This is a genomic window from Microbacterium sp. KRD172 (genome assembly GCF_017168295.1).
Lineage (GTDB): Bacteria > Actinomycetota > Actinomycetes > Actinomycetales > Microbacteriaceae > Microbacterium > Microbacterium profundi.
The window spans coordinates 2,289,715-2,303,658 of record NZ_JABFAS010000002.1; the positions used below are offsets into that span (position 1 = coordinate 2,289,715).

The 13,944-nt window shown below is 63.2% G+C and carries 18 protein-coding genes and 1 pseudogene; 7 read left to right on the forward strand and 12 right to left on the reverse strand.

Annotated features, from left to right (window positions below):
• Positions 1 to 121 precede the first annotated feature (121 nt).
• Both J1M43_RS11425 and J1M43_RS11430 read right to left on the reverse strand, forming a co-directional pair.
• Positions 122 to 967 carry a hypothetical protein gene (locus J1M43_RS11425; RefSeq protein WP_206476741.1) on the reverse strand — a complete coding sequence of 282 codons (846 nt, stop codon included), beginning with the start codon at positions 965 to 967 and terminating at the stop codon, positions 122 to 124.
• The gene (locus tag J1M43_RS11430) at positions 967 to 1,218 is read right to left on the reverse strand and encodes a hypothetical protein (RefSeq protein WP_206476742.1); all 252 of its coding nucleotides are present in this window, start codon (positions 1,216 to 1,218) and stop codon (positions 967 to 969) included. Before J1M43_RS11430 ends, J1M43_RS11425 begins: the two co-directional genes overlap by 1 nt.
• A 778-nt stretch (positions 1,219 to 1,996) precedes the next feature.
• On the opposite strand from J1M43_RS11430, the gene dctP reads away from it, so the two are divergent.
• The 3 genes from dctP to J1M43_RS11445 are packed head-to-tail and all read left to right on the forward strand — an operon-like array spanning position 1,997 to position 4,839.
• A complete protein-coding gene (gene dctP, locus J1M43_RS11435) occupies positions 1,997 to 3,043 on the forward strand; it encodes a TRAP transporter substrate-binding protein DctP (protein ID WP_206476743.1) in 1,047 nt (348 codons plus the stop codon).
• A gap of 3 nt (positions 3,044 to 3,046) precedes the next feature.
• Complete coding sequence (locus J1M43_RS11440; protein ID WP_206476744.1) at positions 3,047 to 3,553, forward strand: TRAP transporter small permease; 507 nt, start codon at positions 3,047 to 3,049, stop codon at positions 3,551 to 3,553.
• A complete protein-coding gene (locus J1M43_RS11445) occupies positions 3,550 to 4,839 on the forward strand; it encodes a TRAP transporter large permease (protein WP_206476745.1) in 1,290 nt (429 codons plus the stop codon). Before J1M43_RS11440 ends, J1M43_RS11445 begins: the two co-directional genes overlap by 4 nt.
• A gap of 53 nt (positions 4,840 to 4,892) precedes the next feature.
• Here the strand turns inward: J1M43_RS11445 and J1M43_RS11450 are convergent, their stop codons facing one another.
• Complete coding sequence (locus J1M43_RS11450; RefSeq protein ID WP_307823415.1) at positions 4,893 to 5,636, reverse strand: LysR substrate-binding domain-containing protein; 744 nt, start codon at positions 5,634 to 5,636, stop codon at positions 4,893 to 4,895.
• Between the two features lie 12 nt (positions 5,637 to 5,648).
• Positions 5,649 to 5,831, reverse strand: a pseudogene (locus tag J1M43_RS17175) (LysR family transcriptional regulator); the annotation flags it as partial.
• Between the two features lie 271 nt (positions 5,832 to 6,102).
• On the opposite strand from J1M43_RS17175, the gene J1M43_RS11455 reads away from it, so the two are divergent.
• Positions 6,103 to 6,804 (forward strand): GntR family transcriptional regulator, encoded by a 702-nt coding sequence (locus tag J1M43_RS11455; RefSeq protein WP_206476747.1) that lies wholly within the window; start codon positions 6,103 to 6,105, stop codon positions 6,802 to 6,804.
• Positions 6,805 to 6,865: 61 nt separating this feature from the next.
• Here J1M43_RS11455 and abc-f read toward each other — a convergent pair whose 3' ends face one another.
• Positions 6,866 to 8,530 (reverse strand): ribosomal protection-like ABC-F family protein, encoded by a 1,665-nt coding sequence (abc-f, locus tag J1M43_RS11460; RefSeq protein WP_206476748.1) that lies wholly within the window; start codon positions 8,528 to 8,530, stop codon positions 6,866 to 6,868.
• 59 nt (positions 8,531 to 8,589) lie between these two features.
• On the opposite strand from abc-f, the gene arfB reads away from it, so the two are divergent.
• Positions 8,590 to 9,033: an alternative ribosome rescue aminoacyl-tRNA hydrolase ArfB gene (gene arfB / locus J1M43_RS11465; RefSeq protein ID WP_206476749.1), complete on the forward strand. Its 444-nt coding sequence runs from the start codon at positions 8,590 to 8,592 to the stop codon at positions 9,031 to 9,033.
• Positions 9,034 to 9,046: 13 nt separating this feature from the next.
• Here arfB and J1M43_RS11470 read toward each other — a convergent pair whose 3' ends face one another.
• Together J1M43_RS11470 and J1M43_RS11475 are read right to left on the reverse strand one after the other, a co-directional pair.
• Positions 9,047 to 9,613 carry a HEAT repeat domain-containing protein gene (locus J1M43_RS11470; RefSeq protein WP_033104823.1) on the reverse strand — a complete coding sequence of 189 codons (567 nt, stop codon included), beginning with the start codon at positions 9,611 to 9,613 and terminating at the stop codon, positions 9,047 to 9,049.
• A gap of 41 nt (positions 9,614 to 9,654) precedes the next feature.
• Positions 9,655 to 10,236, reverse strand: a complete 582-nt coding sequence (locus J1M43_RS11475) for an alpha/beta fold hydrolase (protein ID WP_033104824.1) — start codon at positions 10,234 to 10,236, stop codon at positions 9,655 to 9,657.
• Between the two features lie 167 nt (positions 10,237 to 10,403).
• Here J1M43_RS11475 and J1M43_RS11480 point away from each other — a divergent pair, with 167 nt between their 5' ends.
• Entirely contained in the window at positions 10,404 to 10,838 is a 435-nt protein-coding gene (locus J1M43_RS11480; RefSeq protein ID WP_033104825.1) for a hypothetical protein, read from the forward strand.
• Between the two features lie 502 nt (positions 10,839 to 11,340).
• Here the strand turns inward: J1M43_RS11480 and J1M43_RS17180 are convergent.
• Together J1M43_RS17180 and J1M43_RS11490 are read right to left on the reverse strand one after the other, a co-directional pair.
• A complete protein-coding gene (locus J1M43_RS17180; protein WP_084595472.1) occupies positions 11,341 to 11,811 on the reverse strand; it encodes a nucleotidyl transferase AbiEii/AbiGii toxin family protein in 471 nt (156 codons plus the stop codon).
• 21 nt (positions 11,812 to 11,832) lie between these two features.
• Entirely contained in the window at positions 11,833 to 12,375 is a 543-nt protein-coding gene (locus J1M43_RS11490) for a hypothetical protein (protein WP_033104826.1), read from the reverse strand.
• A 62-nt stretch (positions 12,376 to 12,437) separates the two neighbouring features.
• On the opposite strand from J1M43_RS11490, the gene J1M43_RS11495 reads away from it, so the two are divergent.
• On the forward strand, positions 12,438 to 12,827 hold the full coding sequence (locus tag J1M43_RS11495) for a glyoxalase/bleomycin resistance/extradiol dioxygenase family protein (RefSeq protein WP_206476750.1): 390 nt from the start codon (positions 12,438 to 12,440) through the stop codon (positions 12,825 to 12,827).
• 71 nt (positions 12,828 to 12,898) lie between these two features.
• Here J1M43_RS11495 and J1M43_RS11500 read toward each other — a convergent pair whose 3' ends face one another.
• The 3 genes from J1M43_RS11500 to J1M43_RS11510 are packed head-to-tail and all read right to left on the reverse strand — an operon-like array spanning position 12,899 to position 13,930.
• On the reverse strand, positions 12,899 to 13,357 hold the full coding sequence (locus J1M43_RS11500; protein ID WP_206476751.1) for an NUDIX domain-containing protein: 459 nt from the start codon (positions 13,355 to 13,357) through the stop codon (positions 12,899 to 12,901).
• Positions 13,354 to 13,674, reverse strand: a complete 321-nt coding sequence (locus J1M43_RS11505) for a HigA family addiction module antitoxin (RefSeq protein ID WP_206476752.1) — start codon at positions 13,672 to 13,674, stop codon at positions 13,354 to 13,356. Before J1M43_RS11505 ends, J1M43_RS11500 begins: the two co-directional genes overlap by 4 nt.
• Complete coding sequence (locus J1M43_RS11510; protein ID WP_084595474.1) at positions 13,649 to 13,930, reverse strand: type II toxin-antitoxin system RelE/ParE family toxin; 282 nt, start codon at positions 13,928 to 13,930, stop codon at positions 13,649 to 13,651. The genes J1M43_RS11505 and J1M43_RS11510 overlap by 26 nt, the downstream gene beginning before the upstream one ends.
• Positions 13,931 to 13,944 lie beyond the last annotated feature (14 nt).

Genomic DNA, 13,944 nt, shown 5'->3' on the forward strand with positions numbered 1-13,944 from the left:
GGGTACGACATGACGCCGCGAAGATCGCGACCGGTGATGGTAGGAAGCGTGCTCATGTGTTCTCCTTGATAGTTTCCGGCGCGCAGTGTTGCGGTACCGGGCTTGTGGGCATGGGGATGTGTCAGTCTTCGAAACCAGGGGTGGATGCTGCCACCGCAGTGCCCGTCAGCCACTCGGGCACCGGCTCGTACGCCAGCACCTCGAACGGGGCGCCGATCGCGCCCGCAGCAGCGATCCACGTGCGTATCTCGTGCGCACCGTTGCCGGCCGCGTCGATCTCCTGAGGCGAGTAGCTCCTGAGTTGCTCCGGGTCGCCGCTCTCGATGCGAGCGAGGAAGTCCCGATCGAACTCTTCATTGACGGTGCCGGATTCCGGAAGGCCCACCCAGTGGGAGAGGCCACCTGTGCCGACGACGATGACACGTTGCACCTCATCCTGCGCTTCGATGGCCCGACGGATCATCACGCCGAAGTCGTAACTGCGCTTGGCCGTCGGCCACGGAGGATTCACTCCGTTGACGATGATCGGAACCAAGGGGTACTTCGACTCGGGATCGAAATGCTTGAACGGCACACAGAAGTTCTCGTCGAACGCCATCCCACCCTCGACCAGGGCGGGGTCGAACTCCTGGGTCAATGCGAACTCGTAGATGTGACGGCCCAGCGCGCCGTTGCTCGGATACTGGTGCTGTTCGACGTTGATGAACTCCGCCATCTCGGGCGTCACCGGACCGAGATGCGAATCCGCAGTGGAGATCGCGAATGCCGGCAGATTGCCGAAGTTGAAGTTGGTGAAGTGCTCCACCGATACCCCTACGATCGCGTCCGGGGCGAGTGCATCGATACGGCGTCGTGCTTCGGCGAACGCCTTCTCGATCGCCTCGCGCTTGTGCGGCTCGGCGCGCTCAGGCCATCCGGTGACGCCAGGCGAGTGGGAGCCTGCGAATGCTCCGACGATTTTGCCCATCAGTTCTTCTCCTCACGGATCTGCGCGTAGTAGTCGGCACGGTCTACCTGAAGCTGGATGGCGCAGAAATAGATCAGATACGGGTTCGCGCCGAGCTCGTGCAGCTTCTTGAAGTCGAGTTCGAGCATTGCCACGCGGGCTTCACCTTCCATCTCGTACTCGTCGAGGACCTCTGATGCGCTCGCGCGGAACCGCTGAGCCAGCGCCGGATCCTTCCGAATGTCCCAAAGCAGCGTGTGCAGGCGGTACATCTGGATGTCCTTCCTCGTGTCATCCCCGCGACCGTGCGGTGGGGTGGGTGCCCCGCCGATCGGGGCTGGTCGAGTGTTCTTCCGCTCAAGAGCCGGGCCTGACCGTGTCAGATTCCGTTGCGGCAGCGCTTCGGAATCAGGGCGAGATCTGCGCGGCTTCGAGCAGTGCCGCCACTCTAATCTTAAATGTCGACAAAATGCAACGGGGTCGCACCAAGAAGATCCCCTGGCCGAAATTCCCGTCTTGGTAAGCCGGAAAACCCCACACTTGCGCATGTAGATCCCCGTGAATTCAACGATCCTGGGGAGCGACCGATCCTAGAAGGCCCTCCTGTCGAGTCGGCACCGACGAGACGTCATCGCAGTGGACCGTACAAACAACACTCGCGTGTGAAGATTTTGTCTCACATTTGTCGACAATCACTCCCGCCTGAGCACGAGATACTTGCCGCGGGGCCTCTAGATGCCCGATTGAGAGTTTGTCGACATTTGTAGATGAGATCACACGGTCGAAGCCGTCTGGCGGATGCAGCTCCGATCGCGCTAGTGACCAATGAAGTCAAAGGAACGACGCCGGCTGGATACGACACAATTCCCGGCCATGCTCGTTGGATTTCCCACCTATGAGGCTTCAACTCTTGAGTTCTGTCGACATTCATGGCTAGGGTCAACCCAACCCGTCGCGACATTCTCGTACTTCCGTCGTTGATGAGAGCCCGTCCCGTGGGCCAAGGATCTTTGGTCGCCTTGAAAACACCGATGTTCGAAGGAGAACAAAATGCATGCACGCCGCACGCTGACCGGAATCGCCTTGATCGCCGCCGGTGCACTCGCGATGAGCGGATGCACGCCAGGTGGTGCTGACGCGGACACCAGTTCCGGCGAGACGATCAAGCTCACGTATGCGTTCTTCGCGCCGGCAGCCTCGTTTCCGGCTGTTCAGATGCAGGAATGGGCCGATCAGCTCAACGAACGCACCGACGGACGAGTCGAGGTCGAACTCTTCGTCGGCGGGACTTTGCTCGGCTCGGGTGACATCTACGATGGCGTCACCCAAGGAGTCGTGGACGTGGGCCTCGACTCACCTGCATATGACACCAGTCGATTCCCGCTTTCCTCCGTCATCAACGTGCCGATCGGCATGGAGAATGCCGAGACCGCGTCGAAGACCTTCCTTGATCTGCTTACGGAGTTCGAACCAGAGGAGTTCGACGACTTCGAGATCATCACAGCGTTCACCACGGAGGCGGCGTACATCCAGTCCGAAGACGCACTGACCAACCGTGACGACCTCGACGGCGTGTCCCTGCGGGGCTCGGCTGCGGTCGTCCCCGTGCTTGAAGCGCTCGGCGCTGCGCCGGTCGGCATGTCGATGTCCGAGGTCAGCGAAGCCATGAACACGGGAGTCATCAAGGGGTACGTCTCTTCACGCGAAGTGATGAAAGACTTCGGACTCGCCGAATCGGTGAAGTACGTGACCGATTACCCTCTGGGGATCAGCAATAGCTTCGTCGCTGTCATGGACAAGGCCCGCTTCGATTCACTTCCTGAGGACGTGCAACAGGTCATTCGCGACCTCAGGGTCGAGATGATGGAATTCGCTTCGGGTGTCCACGACGAGGCGGGCGTGCAGAGTGCGCTCGACTATGCGAAGGATGACTTCGGGGTCGAAACGGTCGAAGTCGATGCCGATGACGTCGACGCCTGGGATGAAGCAGTGAACGCTCGGCAGGCCGAGTGGGTCGCGGCCAACGAGTCCTCATCCTTCGACGCTCAAGAGGTGCTCGACCGTGCTCTCGAGCTCGCAGCTGACAACGGCGAGTAGCCCATGAATCTCGCAACACGCATAGTACGTGCCGCGACGATGGGAGCCGCGGGCGTCTCCGGCGTCCTGCTCAGCGCCGTGATGCTGATGCTCGTCGCCAACGTAGTGCTCCGGCTTCTCGGAATGCCCATTCTGGGGTTGTACGAGATCATGACGTCAGCATCCGTCATGATGCTCGGGCTGAGCCTCGCCGATGCCCAACGTGAGAAGCAGAACGTCGCCATCGATCTCGTGACGACGCGACTCCCGAAGCGAGTGCAGAACGCGATCGCTGCATTCACCACGGTTCTCTCGTGCGTGGTATTCGCGGTGATCGCGATCGCGCTCATTCGCTACGCAGGTTTCCAACTCGACACAGGTACGACCTCCGAGCTGCTGCGGTTGCCGACATGGCCGGCACTCGTCGCACTCACCGTCGGTATCATCCTGGTTCTGTGTGTCCTTCTGATGGATTTCATCCGCCAGACAGAGTCGCTCGTGACGGGCGTTCAGAAGAAGGAGATCTGGTGACCCCCGTCATGCTGTCGATCCTCGGGATCGTCTTGTTGCTCGTGCTGCTCGCGTTGCGGATGCCGATCGCGTTCGCGATGGCCGGCGTCGGGCTCCTGGGAATGGTGATGCTCCGCGGCATCGATTCCTCCATGCAGTTGGTCGCCGGCGATGTCTTCCGACAATTCGGTTCCATCAGCATGGCGGTGATCCCGCTGTTCATCTTCATGGGGCAGATCGTCTATCACACGGGAATGAGCACGAAGCTGTTCGACGCCGCGTACAAATGGTTCGGATCCTTGCCTGGGGGACTCGCAGCGACGACCCTGGCATCGAGCGCCCTGTTCTCTGCGGTATCCGGCTCGAACTCGGCGGGCACCGCCACCATCGGCGCGATCGCCCTACCCGAGATGAAGAAGTACAAGTACGACAAGGGCTTCGCGGCTGGAACCGTCGCGATCGGCGGGACGCTGGGTATTCTGATTCCGCCGTCAACGGCGCTGATCATCGTCGCAGTGCAGGCTGAGCAGTCGATTGCGACCTTGTTCCGCGTCGCTCTCGGACCTGGTCTGATGATCACCGCTCTGCTGATCATCACTGCAGTTGTCATCGCCAAGATCAGGCCGAACCTCGCCCCGACCGGCGAGCGGTACAGCCTGGGCGTGCGGCTGCGTTCGTTGAGTGGCGTGCTCGAGATCATCGTGCTGTTCACCGTGGCGATCGTGGGCATGATGGTCGGGCTGTTCACTCCGACGGAAGCTGCCGGCGTCGGCGCGTTCGGCGCGATCATGATCGGGCTGATCACACGCCAGCTTTCATGGAAGAAGTTCCTCAAGGCAACGATCGAGACCTTGCGGATCACATCGTTCGTCGTCATGCTCATCGTGTCTGCGGTGATCTTCGGCCGATTCCTGACGCTCACTCGGCTGCCTTTCGACCTCGCGATGTGGGCGGCAGATCTGCCGGTCGCCCCCGTGGTCGTTCTACTCCTCGTCATCGGCATCTATCTGATCGGTGGCGCGTTGATGGATGGACTCGGGTTCCTGGTCCTCAGCATCCCGCTGTTCTACCCCTTGCTCGGCGCTCTCGGATACGACCTCATATGGGTCACGATCATCGTCGTCCTGGTCACGACGATAGGCGCGGTCACCCCGCCCGTCGGAGTGAACGCATTCATCGTTTCCGGACTCGCCGACGAGACCAGCATCATCGACGTGTTCAAGGGAGTGGCTCCTTACTATCTGCCGTACGCGGTTGTGATCGCCGCGTTCATAATCTGGCCGGACCTCATCATGTGGGCGGCGTGATCTCGCTACGCAGGACCGGCCTCTGAACTGTCGAAGTCTGTCCTGTGTAGCACTCAGGCCTGAACCTCAATCTGATTCGAGTGCGACCACCACAGCTTCGACGGAGGCGCCAGCACTCGCAGCGCTCGACGCGCCTCGAGCGCTGGCGGCGTCAATGCTCTTCCGTCAACCCACGCACATGAGACCGGAACCGGGGCAGGAGTCGGATCGAGCGGTCGCGCGACGATTCCAAGCCCCTCATAGGACACATCGGAGGCGGGATGCTGCACGACGACCGAGTATCCGATCCCTCGAGCGACAAGAGAGCGCACAACCTCGAAGTCCTGGAACCGGAACCGCGGCTTGGACACCAATCCGTGTGCAGCGAAATACAGCCGAACGTTCTCTGAACTCGGTGGCGTGTCGAGCAGAATGAGGGTCTCTCGCATCAGTTGCTCAGGACGAACCACTTCTTGCGCAGCGAGTCTGTGTCCGTGGGGAAGAATCACGTGCATGCGGTCCTCGTACAGATCTTCCGTGTCAAGGGTATCCGTGGCATGAAGACCGTAACCGATCGCCAGCTCGATCTCGCCCGATTCGAGCAGTGCTTCCAATTCGTCATGCGCGCCTGTGCGTAATCGCAACTTCACTTCAGGGTAATTGTCGCGGAAGTGTGCGAACAACGACGGAATGAGGGTGGGCCCGAGCGACGCGAAGCAACCGATGCCCAACCGGCCAGACAGCTCGTCGCCGCGCAACGTCGCCTCGATGCGACTGGCCGATTCGATCAGCTCGTTGCTCATCTCCAGCAGGTGCACGCCGACAGGAGTGAGCATGACGCCCTTCGCCTTATGTCTGGTCAGCAATTGACAGCCGAGGATGGCTTCGAGATCGGTGATCGCCGAAGCGAGCGCGGATCTCGATATCCGTTCCTGCTCGGCAGCAGCGCTGATGCTGCCTTGCTGGGCGACGGCGCGGAAATACTCGAGTTGCCTGAAGGTGAAGTTCAACACCGAGAAACCACCGATCCCACATCGTCGAGTCGTCTGCGTGCAGGGGCGTCATCGACCCGCTTAGGTCATCGCCGTACGTGCACTGATTGTTCCATCGAATAGCGTCGAATGCGACTTTTGTCGACAAATTTTCTTCGAGATCAGATGGAACTAGGACTCAGAACTGAATCACCGACGCTGATTGTGGACAAAGTTATGCATCTCCCTTCCTCGCCGCGAGCTATGAGGATAGGCTCAAGCTCGCACCCCGTACGACACTCTGAAAGTATCCATGTCAACCGTTGATCATCCACAGAACATCAACTCTCCCGCAGATCTCCGAGAGGCCTTGAGACGTGACATCGCCAGCGGTGAGTACTCACCGGGGATGAAACTCGTCGAACGCGAACTCACCCAGCGTTACGGCGTCGGCCGCACCGGCATACGTGATGCCTTGAGGCACCTCGCTGCCGAAGGCCATGTCGAACTCACTGAGAATCGTGGGGCGCGCGTCAGCGAGCTCAGCTTCGCTGAGGCACTCGATATGTACCAGGTGCGCGGGGTTTTGGAGGGGCTTGCGGGGGAACTGTTCGCGGTTCGTGGGACCGCAACGGAGAAGATCGAATTCGCTGAATCACTTCCGCCGATCAGTGAGGCAATCCATCGAAAAGACATCTCCGGGGCTCTCGCTGCGAGCGACGTTTACTACGCTCACCTGCTCAAAGGCGCTCGCAATGCCGAGCTGCGAGAGAGCGTCGAACGACTGCATACTCGCATAACCCAGCTCCGCCGCATCTCGCTTTCCATGGCGGAAGGTTCAGAGGCGATGATACCGACGCTCCAACGCATCGTGAACGCCGTGCTTTCCGGCGATTCCAATGAGGCTCGTGAGGCATGCATCGCGCACGTCAAGCGCTCAGCCTCAGTCACGCTGCCGGCGCTGGCTGCGCTGGGCGGTGCCGCGCCCGTGGATGCCGATACCACGCAGTCGTAGTATCGCGTCGCTCGCTGCGAAAGCGGCTACGTGATACTCGATAAGCACGGCCACTGAGCGCTCACAGCTCCGTGACCTGCCCCGCCTCCACACGCCAGCGCCGATCGGTCTGCACGGTGTCGAGCATCCGCCGGTCGTGTGTGACCAGCAGCAGCGTTCCTCGATAAGAATCCAATGCCTGTTCCAGTTGCTCGATGGCCGGCAGGTCGAGGTGGTTCGTCGGTTCATCCAGCACCAGCAGATTGATGCCGCGCGCCTGCAACAGTGCCAGCGCCGCGCGTGTGCGCTCCCCCGGCGACAGCTCGTCGACGGGGCGCCCCACGTGGTCGGCCCTGAGACCGAATTTGGCCAGCAGCGTGCGCACCTCTCCTGAGGCCAGCTCCGGGACCAGCGCTTCGAAAGCCTCGGCGAGCGGCCGGTCGCCGGTCAGCAGCGAGCGCGCCTGGTCGATCTCTCCGATCCGGATGCTGGCGCCGAGGCTCACCGTGCCCTCATCCGGATGCTGCTGACCGAGCAGCGCACGCAGCAGGGTCGATTTTCCCGCGCCGTTGGGCCCGGTGATGCCGATGCGCTCCCCCGCATTCACCTGCAGCGAGACAGGGCCCAGGGTGAACGCTCCCTGCCGGAGCACGGCCTTGCTGAGCGTCGAGACCACCGAGCTGGAGCGCGGCGCAGAGCCGATCGTGAACTCGAGCTGCCATTCCTTGCGCGGCTCCTCCACCTCGTCGAGCTGCGCGATCCGGCTCTCCATCTGGCGCACCTTCTGCGCCTGCTTCTCGCTCGATTCGACGGATGCCTTGCGCCTGATCTTGTCGTTGTCGGGCGACTTCTTCATGGCGTTGCGCACGCCCTGGCTCGACCATTCCCGCTGCACTCTCGCCCGCGAGACGAGGTCGGCCTTCTTGTCGGCGAACTCGTCGTACTTCTCGCGTGCATGGCGTCGGATCGTGGTGCGCTCCTCGAGGTAGGCATCGTAGCCGCCACCGTAGACGCGGTTCGAGTTCTGCGCGAGGTCGAGTTCCAGCACGCGCGTGACGCTGCGTGCGAGGAACTCCCGGTCATGGCTCACGAGCACGACACCACCCCGGAGCCCACGGACGAACGCTTCCAACCGTTCCAGCCCGTCGAGGTCGAGATCGTTCGTCGGCTCGTCGAGAAGCACGATGTCGAACCTCGACAGCAGGAGCGCGGCCAGCCCGACGCGTGCGGCTTGACCGCCGGAGAGCGAAGTCATCAGCGCATCCTCGGCGCGCGCGCCTTCGAAGACGAGGCCGAGGTCGGCGAGCACCGCCGGGGTGCGCTCCTCGAGGTCGGCGGCGCCGCTCGCGAGCCAGCGTTCGAGTGCCGCGGAGTACACATCCGCCGGGTCGGCGCCGTCCGCAGCGAGCGAGGGGTCGCCGAGCGCCGCTGCCGCAGCATCCATCTCCCTTGTCGCGGCGGCGCAGCCGGTGCGGCGGCCGATGTAGTCGGCCACGGTCTCCCCTATGACGCGCTCGTGCTCCTGCGGGAGCCACCCGACGAACGCATCGGAGGGCGCCAAGGTGATCGAGCCCGCCTGCGGTTCGTCGATCCCGGCGAGAAGCCGCAGCAGCGTGGACTTGCCGGCGCCGTTGGCGCCGACGACGCCGATGACGTCGCCGGGCGCGACGGTGAGGTCGAGGTCATCGAACAGCGTGCGGTGGCCATAGCCTCCGGCGACGCCTCGAGCCACGAGAGTTGTGGTCATCAGACGATTCTCCCATCGGTCTCGTCACGATCTTCATCGCACTGCGGCACACTTGTGGAGTGGATGATCTGCGTGTGCCTCCTGGACCGGGAGCCCCGCACGGTCTCAGGATTCCGGCGAGTGATCTGATCGAGCAGTTCTCGCGCTCTTCGGGCCCGGGCGGACAGGGCGTGAACACCGCCGACTCGCGCGTACAGCTCAGTCTCGATCTCGCCGCGACAACCGCGTTGAGCGACGTCCAACGTGCGCGTGTCATCGATGGGCTCGCGTCGCGGTTGGCTGGCACGGTGCTCACCATCAGCGCCAGCGAGCACCGTTCACAGCGGCAGAATCGGGTGGCGGCGCGGGAGCGACTGTCCGGCCTCATCCGCGAAGCAGTCATGCCACCCAGCATCCGTCGCTCCACGAAGCCGACAAAGGGCTCGCGGCGGCGTCGGCTGGATGAGAAGCACCGGCGCTCGGAGACCAAGTCGGGTCGCAGACGGCCCACCGGTCAGGATTGACCGCTCGTCGTACTCAGCTCTTCGGATGCCGCGATCGCAGCTTGTCGAGACTCTGCTGCGCCCCGCGACGGACCTCGACCTCCGGGTCCTTGAGCAAGGCGCGAACCGGGTCGATGTCTTCCGCCGATCCGATGGCGCCGAGCGCCCTGACGGCAGCGGTACGCACCCGGGGCACCTCGTCGCCGAGAAGAGTGGCGAGTTCGGATGCCGCGTCGAGCTCACGTGCGGCCGCGAGCCTGGCACCCATCTCCCGCACGCGCCAGGCGGGGTTGGTCAGCGTGCTGATCAGCAGCGCGGTGGCGGGCTCGTCGATGACCGATGCGTCCCAGACGTGCAGCAGCGCACGTGCACCCCAGAGTTCGGGCCAGTACAGCACCGGTGCACCGTCGATGATGCCACGTGCGTGCTCACCGCCGACGAAGAGGAGGAAGTCCGCACCCTCATTGTTTCCGGCGAGCAGCGAGAGCGAGCGCGACACGACGGCCTGCTCGCCGTACCGCTCGACGGCGACCGCCAGACGACGCTCGAGGGGAAGCTCGACGGGAACGGGGGCCGGGGATGCAGGAGAGTTTCGGGACACACCTCAACCATAGGTTCTCTCGGGTCGCGGGAAGGCGATCCCTAGTCCCAGTCGAGGTACTCCTCGATGATCACGGCGGTCTCGATCGGATGCGTGGCAGGGAACAGGTGGTCGGCGCCGTCGACGATCTTGATGCTCGCACGCTCCGGAGCGGTGGCGTGCAGCGCCTCCGCCGTGGCAGGCGGCGTGACGGCATCATCCGTGGCCTGCACGATCAGCACGGGGATCGCCGGGGCCAGCGGAATCTCGTCATCCTCGACGCCGAGCAGCAGCAGTCCGTTGACACGATCGGTGTGCTCTGCGGCGAAGATGCGTGCCGCGGTGCCGCCGAAGGCATGACCGCCGATCCAGGTGTGATCGAGTCCGAGGTGGTCGATCACCAGAACGGCATCCTCGACGCGCTCGCGCAGCGTCGTCGCACGATCCTGGCCGCTCGAATCCGCTCTGGGGCCGATCCGCACGACGTGGAAGCCCGCCTCTTCTGCGAGATAGTGCGCGACCACGGCGAGCCCGTCGCCGCTGAGGGCGCGTCCCGAGATCAACACCAGGGGAACCGGGCCTTCGCCCTCCTCGATGTAGGGAATCGCACGGCCGTCCGACTCGAGGATGCTCTGCTGCGTCATATGTCGTCTTCCTCTGGTGCTGGTGGCGGCTGGCTGGGCCTGTTTCGTCGCTGACATCAACGATACTGGCCGACGTGATCGATCAGGATTCGAGAAGCGCCGGATCAGCCGCGGTCGTAACTTGGTCGTAGGTGCATTCGGCACCGCGATCGAGTGAGGAGCCCGTCATGGCTGAGAAGACTGCTGGACTGTCGAAGGACGAGCGCGACGCCGTCAAACAGCGCGCCGCTGAACTGCGCGCTGAGGCGAAGGCCGGGAAGACCCGTGCCGCCGGTGAGAAGGCCGTGCGCGAAGCCATCGCCGCGATGCCGGATGACGACCGCGCGCTCGCGGAAGGCATCGATCGCATCGTCAGCGAGGTCGCCCCGCAGCTGGTTCCGAAGACCTGGTACGGCTTTCCCTCCTACGCCGACGCAGACGGGAAGATCGTGGTGTTCTTCAAAGCGGCATCCAAGTTCACCACCCGCTACGCGACCCTCGGCTTCGAGGAATCAGCGCAGCTCGACGACGGCGACCTGTGGGTGACGTCGTTCGCGCTGCTGAAGTTGACCCCGGAGACGGAGAAGACGATCGCGGAGCACATCCGGAAGGCGGCAGGCTGAGGACGTTCGCGAAGTTGCGCCGAGGGGGCCCCGGAGCGGCAGAGTTCCGACGGCAGTCCTCGCCCGTGTCGGCTTCACCCGACGCCGTGATGCACGCTCTGCCCTCACCTGTGATCGGGAGCGCCGCTCCTGGTCCATCGTGGAGCAAGTGACCGGTTCTGCACCGTGGCGCTTCCGAGACGAACCGAAGGGTGGCCGACGTGTATCCGAGCGGCGACGATATGCCCTGGTGGGCCTGGCTCTTCCCCGTCGCCCTCGTGCTCGGACTCATCGTGCGGATCATCTGGGTGTGGAGGCGCGGCGGCTTCCGCCAGGCCGACACGCCTGCGCGGGCGACTGCCGAGCCAGGCGCGGCGACCTACCCGGAGGTCTGGGCGCGCGCCATGGAAGGTCGCACCCCTGAGGTGGCATCATCAAGCGACTCCGCAGATCCTGCGTCAATAACGCTAGACGTTAAACCGAAAATCAACCACGTCGCCACGGTTGTCGAATGTCAGCAGGATCACCCTGGGCCGGCTGCCGCGATACGCCGAACGAAGACGTCGACCCAGGCCATAGCCTCGCCAAGCGACGGCAGTACATCCAATCCGTCTGCCGCCTCGACGTAGAGGCTGCCCCACTCCTGTCGCGCGACAATGGACGGTGGCCACGCCTGCTGACGTCGATACTCGAAGAGCCTGACGCACGTCGTCGCAACCAACTCGAGGTCGAGGTCCTCAGCCCCATCGAGAAGTTGAAGGTCAACGAGGTCACGAGCACGTTCACTGCCTTCGCTAGAAACAGCGTGGAGCTTCTGCGCGACCTGGTGCTCAGCGCGCATCACCGGCACCGGCCTCGGCGATTCCAGACCGACCTCGGTGAAGAGGTCAGCCAGGTCTGTCGCGAGATGGAACTGCCATGCTGACCCGGCGGCGCAACGCCAACCCGTCGTCGCCTTCGAGGTTGCGGATGCGCTGTTCCAAGGAGCGCACATTCGTCGGTGCACCGCTGTATGTCATCGACGAATGTCCTTCGTCAGCTGCTGCCATTCGACGGTGGTGAGGAGTCCTTCCGCTCGCGCCTGCTTGGCGGCCGCCAGGAGACGCTCGCCCTCGATACGGCCGCGACACTCGAGGAGCGCGTCAGCAACCGTCTGAGACTCGAGCCCCTCGTACAGCGTCGTTTTCATCGCATCCCGAACCCGCGTCAGTTCGACGAACGCTGGCAGCTTCGGCCTTGCGCGCCTGGGGACGGCAATATTGATTCGTCGGGGATTCACATCAGCGAGGCCGAACAACGCCAGCACGGACTCGCCGTGCAGGTACGCGCCCTCACCAGCGCGCAGGAGCGCTTCAGCGAACTGGTCGTATCGGGTCGGAGGGATGTCCGGCACTCGGTACAGTCCGTAGGCGATGTTGTCCAGACCTCCCCGGGCTGCGAGCTTCGGGAGCTCGACGGCAGGCACTCCCGCTTCGGCGGCGGCCTTGGTGGTGACGAATCCGTAGTGGTCGAGCGCGATCTCGCGCACGACATCCCGGTACTTCGCCGTCATCGTCATGTCACAACTCTACCGAAAACGGTAGTCTTGTGACAAGTGGCATGGGATGTAAGACTTGGCGTATGGACCTCTTCCGAACCCCTCAGGTCGTCCTGTTCACACGTGACATCGACCGTGCCGTGGCCTTCTACGGCGCTCTCGGCTTCGACGAAGCGTTCCGCACGCCGACAGCAGGAACGCCTATCCACGTCGACCTTGTCCTCGACGGATACCGGCTCGGCCTCGCCACCGAAACCAGCACCCGCGATGACCACGGTCTCGACCCGGTCACCGATGGCCAGCGGGCAGCCGTGATCCTGTGGACTGACGACGTTCCCTCAGGCTACGAGCGACTCATCGAGCTCGGCGCAACGCCCGTCAAGTCGCCAGAGCCCTGGCTCGATCGTCTACTGATCGCCTGGGTCGAGGACCCGGACGGCCACCTGGTGCAGGTTGTCCAAGCCACGAGCTGACGAGACGTTGAACCGAAACGCGACTACACGTTGAAGCGGAACTCGACCGGGTTACGTCACCGTTAGCGGTCTCACCGAACTTCCGGGACGATCTCCCCGAGCCGCGCACCAAACCCGGCACACAGCACGTGGCCCTGATCGAGAGGAACCCAGTAGCACGTCCGCTGCTGCGCAACACCGCCATCCGACGGGGCTTCCTCACCAGCACCCCACCGCTCAGGTGGATCATCCAGGTCCACCAGCGCCAGTTGGAAGAAATGCCGCTCGTGCACTTCCGATTTGGAGGGCCACACGTCGTAGCGCTCGATACCCAGTGCGCTGACAACTCGAACGGCGCACCCCGTCTCCTCGAAGACCTCGCGCACGACGGCGGCCTCAGGAGACTCATCCGGCTCGATCGTGCCGGCAGGCACCTGAACACCGGTCACGTCGAGAGGCACATCGTCGTGCGTGAACACAAGCAGCCGCCCCTCATGCACGACGTAGCCGACGACCTTCCGGACGACTCGACGCTCTGGCCCGCTGCTCACGCGGCCTTCAGCGGTGTGATGGCGGCGACCTTGTCACGCAGAGCCCGTCGCTCAAGCCGCAGCTCGTAGTTCGACTGCAGGTTCATCCAGAACTCCTCCGAGGTGCCGAAGTAGCGTGCCAGGCGGATCGCGGTATCCGCGGTGATGCCGCGCTTACCATGCACGATCTCATTGATGCGCCGCGGCGGCACTCCAATCGACACTGCCAGCTTGTTCTGTGTGATCCCGAAGCCCTCGATGAAGTCCTCCATCAGGATCTCCCCCGGGTGGATGGGCTCGATCAGGTCAGCCTCAGTGATAATCGACGAGTTCGACATCTTCCGCTCCTCCATCTCTCCAGACGAAACAGATACGCCATTGCGAGTTCACCCGGATGCTGTGCTGCCCGCGCCGGTCACCGACCAACCGCTCCAACCGATTGCCCGGCGGGATCCGAAGGTCCTCAACATCCTTGGCCGCGTGAATCAACTCAAGCTTGCGCAACGTCGCTCGCTGCACCAGCCGGTCAACACCCTTGACGTACCGTTCATGCCAGATGCGCTCGGTCTCTTTGCTCCCGAACGATCTGATCACACGGTTAGTGTATA

Excerpts from the sequence above, each read along its gene's own strand:
- J1M43_RS11425 (WP_206476741.1), bottom strand. The coding sequence starts at position 967 with ATGGGCAAAATCGTCGGAGCATTCGCAGGCTCCCACTCGCCTGGCGTC.
- J1M43_RS11430 (WP_206476742.1), bottom strand. The coding sequence starts at position 1,218 with ATGTACCGCCTGCACACGCTGCTTTGGGACATTCGGAAGGATCCGGCG.
- dctP (WP_206476743.1), top strand. The coding sequence starts at position 1,997 with ATGCATGCACGCCGCACGCTGACCGGAATCGCCTTGATCGCCGCCGGT.
- J1M43_RS11440 (WP_206476744.1), top strand. The coding sequence starts at position 3,047 with ATGAATCTCGCAACACGCATAGTACGTGCCGCGACGATGGGAGCCGCG.
- J1M43_RS11455 (WP_206476747.1), top strand. The coding sequence starts at position 6,103 with ATGTCAACCGTTGATCATCCACAGAACATCAACTCTCCCGCAGATCTC.
- abc-f (WP_206476748.1), bottom strand. The coding sequence starts at position 8,530 with ATGACCACAACTCTCGTGGCTCGAGGCGTCGCCGGAGGCTATGGCCAC.
- J1M43_RS11475 (WP_033104824.1), bottom strand. The coding sequence starts at position 10,236 with ATGACGCAGCAGAGCATCCTCGAGTCGGACGGCCGTGCGATTCCCTAC.
- J1M43_RS11480 (WP_033104825.1), top strand. The coding sequence starts at position 10,404 with ATGGCTGAGAAGACTGCTGGACTGTCGAAGGACGAGCGCGACGCCGTC.
- J1M43_RS17180 (WP_084595472.1), bottom strand. The coding sequence starts at position 11,811 with ATGTGCGCTCCTTGGAACAGCGCATCCGCAACCTCGAAGGCGACGACG.
- J1M43_RS11490 (WP_033104826.1), bottom strand. The coding sequence starts at position 12,375 with ATGACGATGACGGCGAAGTACCGGGATGTCGTGCGCGAGATCGCGCTC.
- J1M43_RS11495 (WP_206476750.1), top strand. The coding sequence starts at position 12,438 with ATGGACCTCTTCCGAACCCCTCAGGTCGTCCTGTTCACACGTGACATC.
- J1M43_RS11505 (WP_206476752.1), bottom strand. The coding sequence starts at position 13,674 with ATGTCGAACTCGTCGATTATCACTGAGGCTGACCTGATCGAGCCCATC.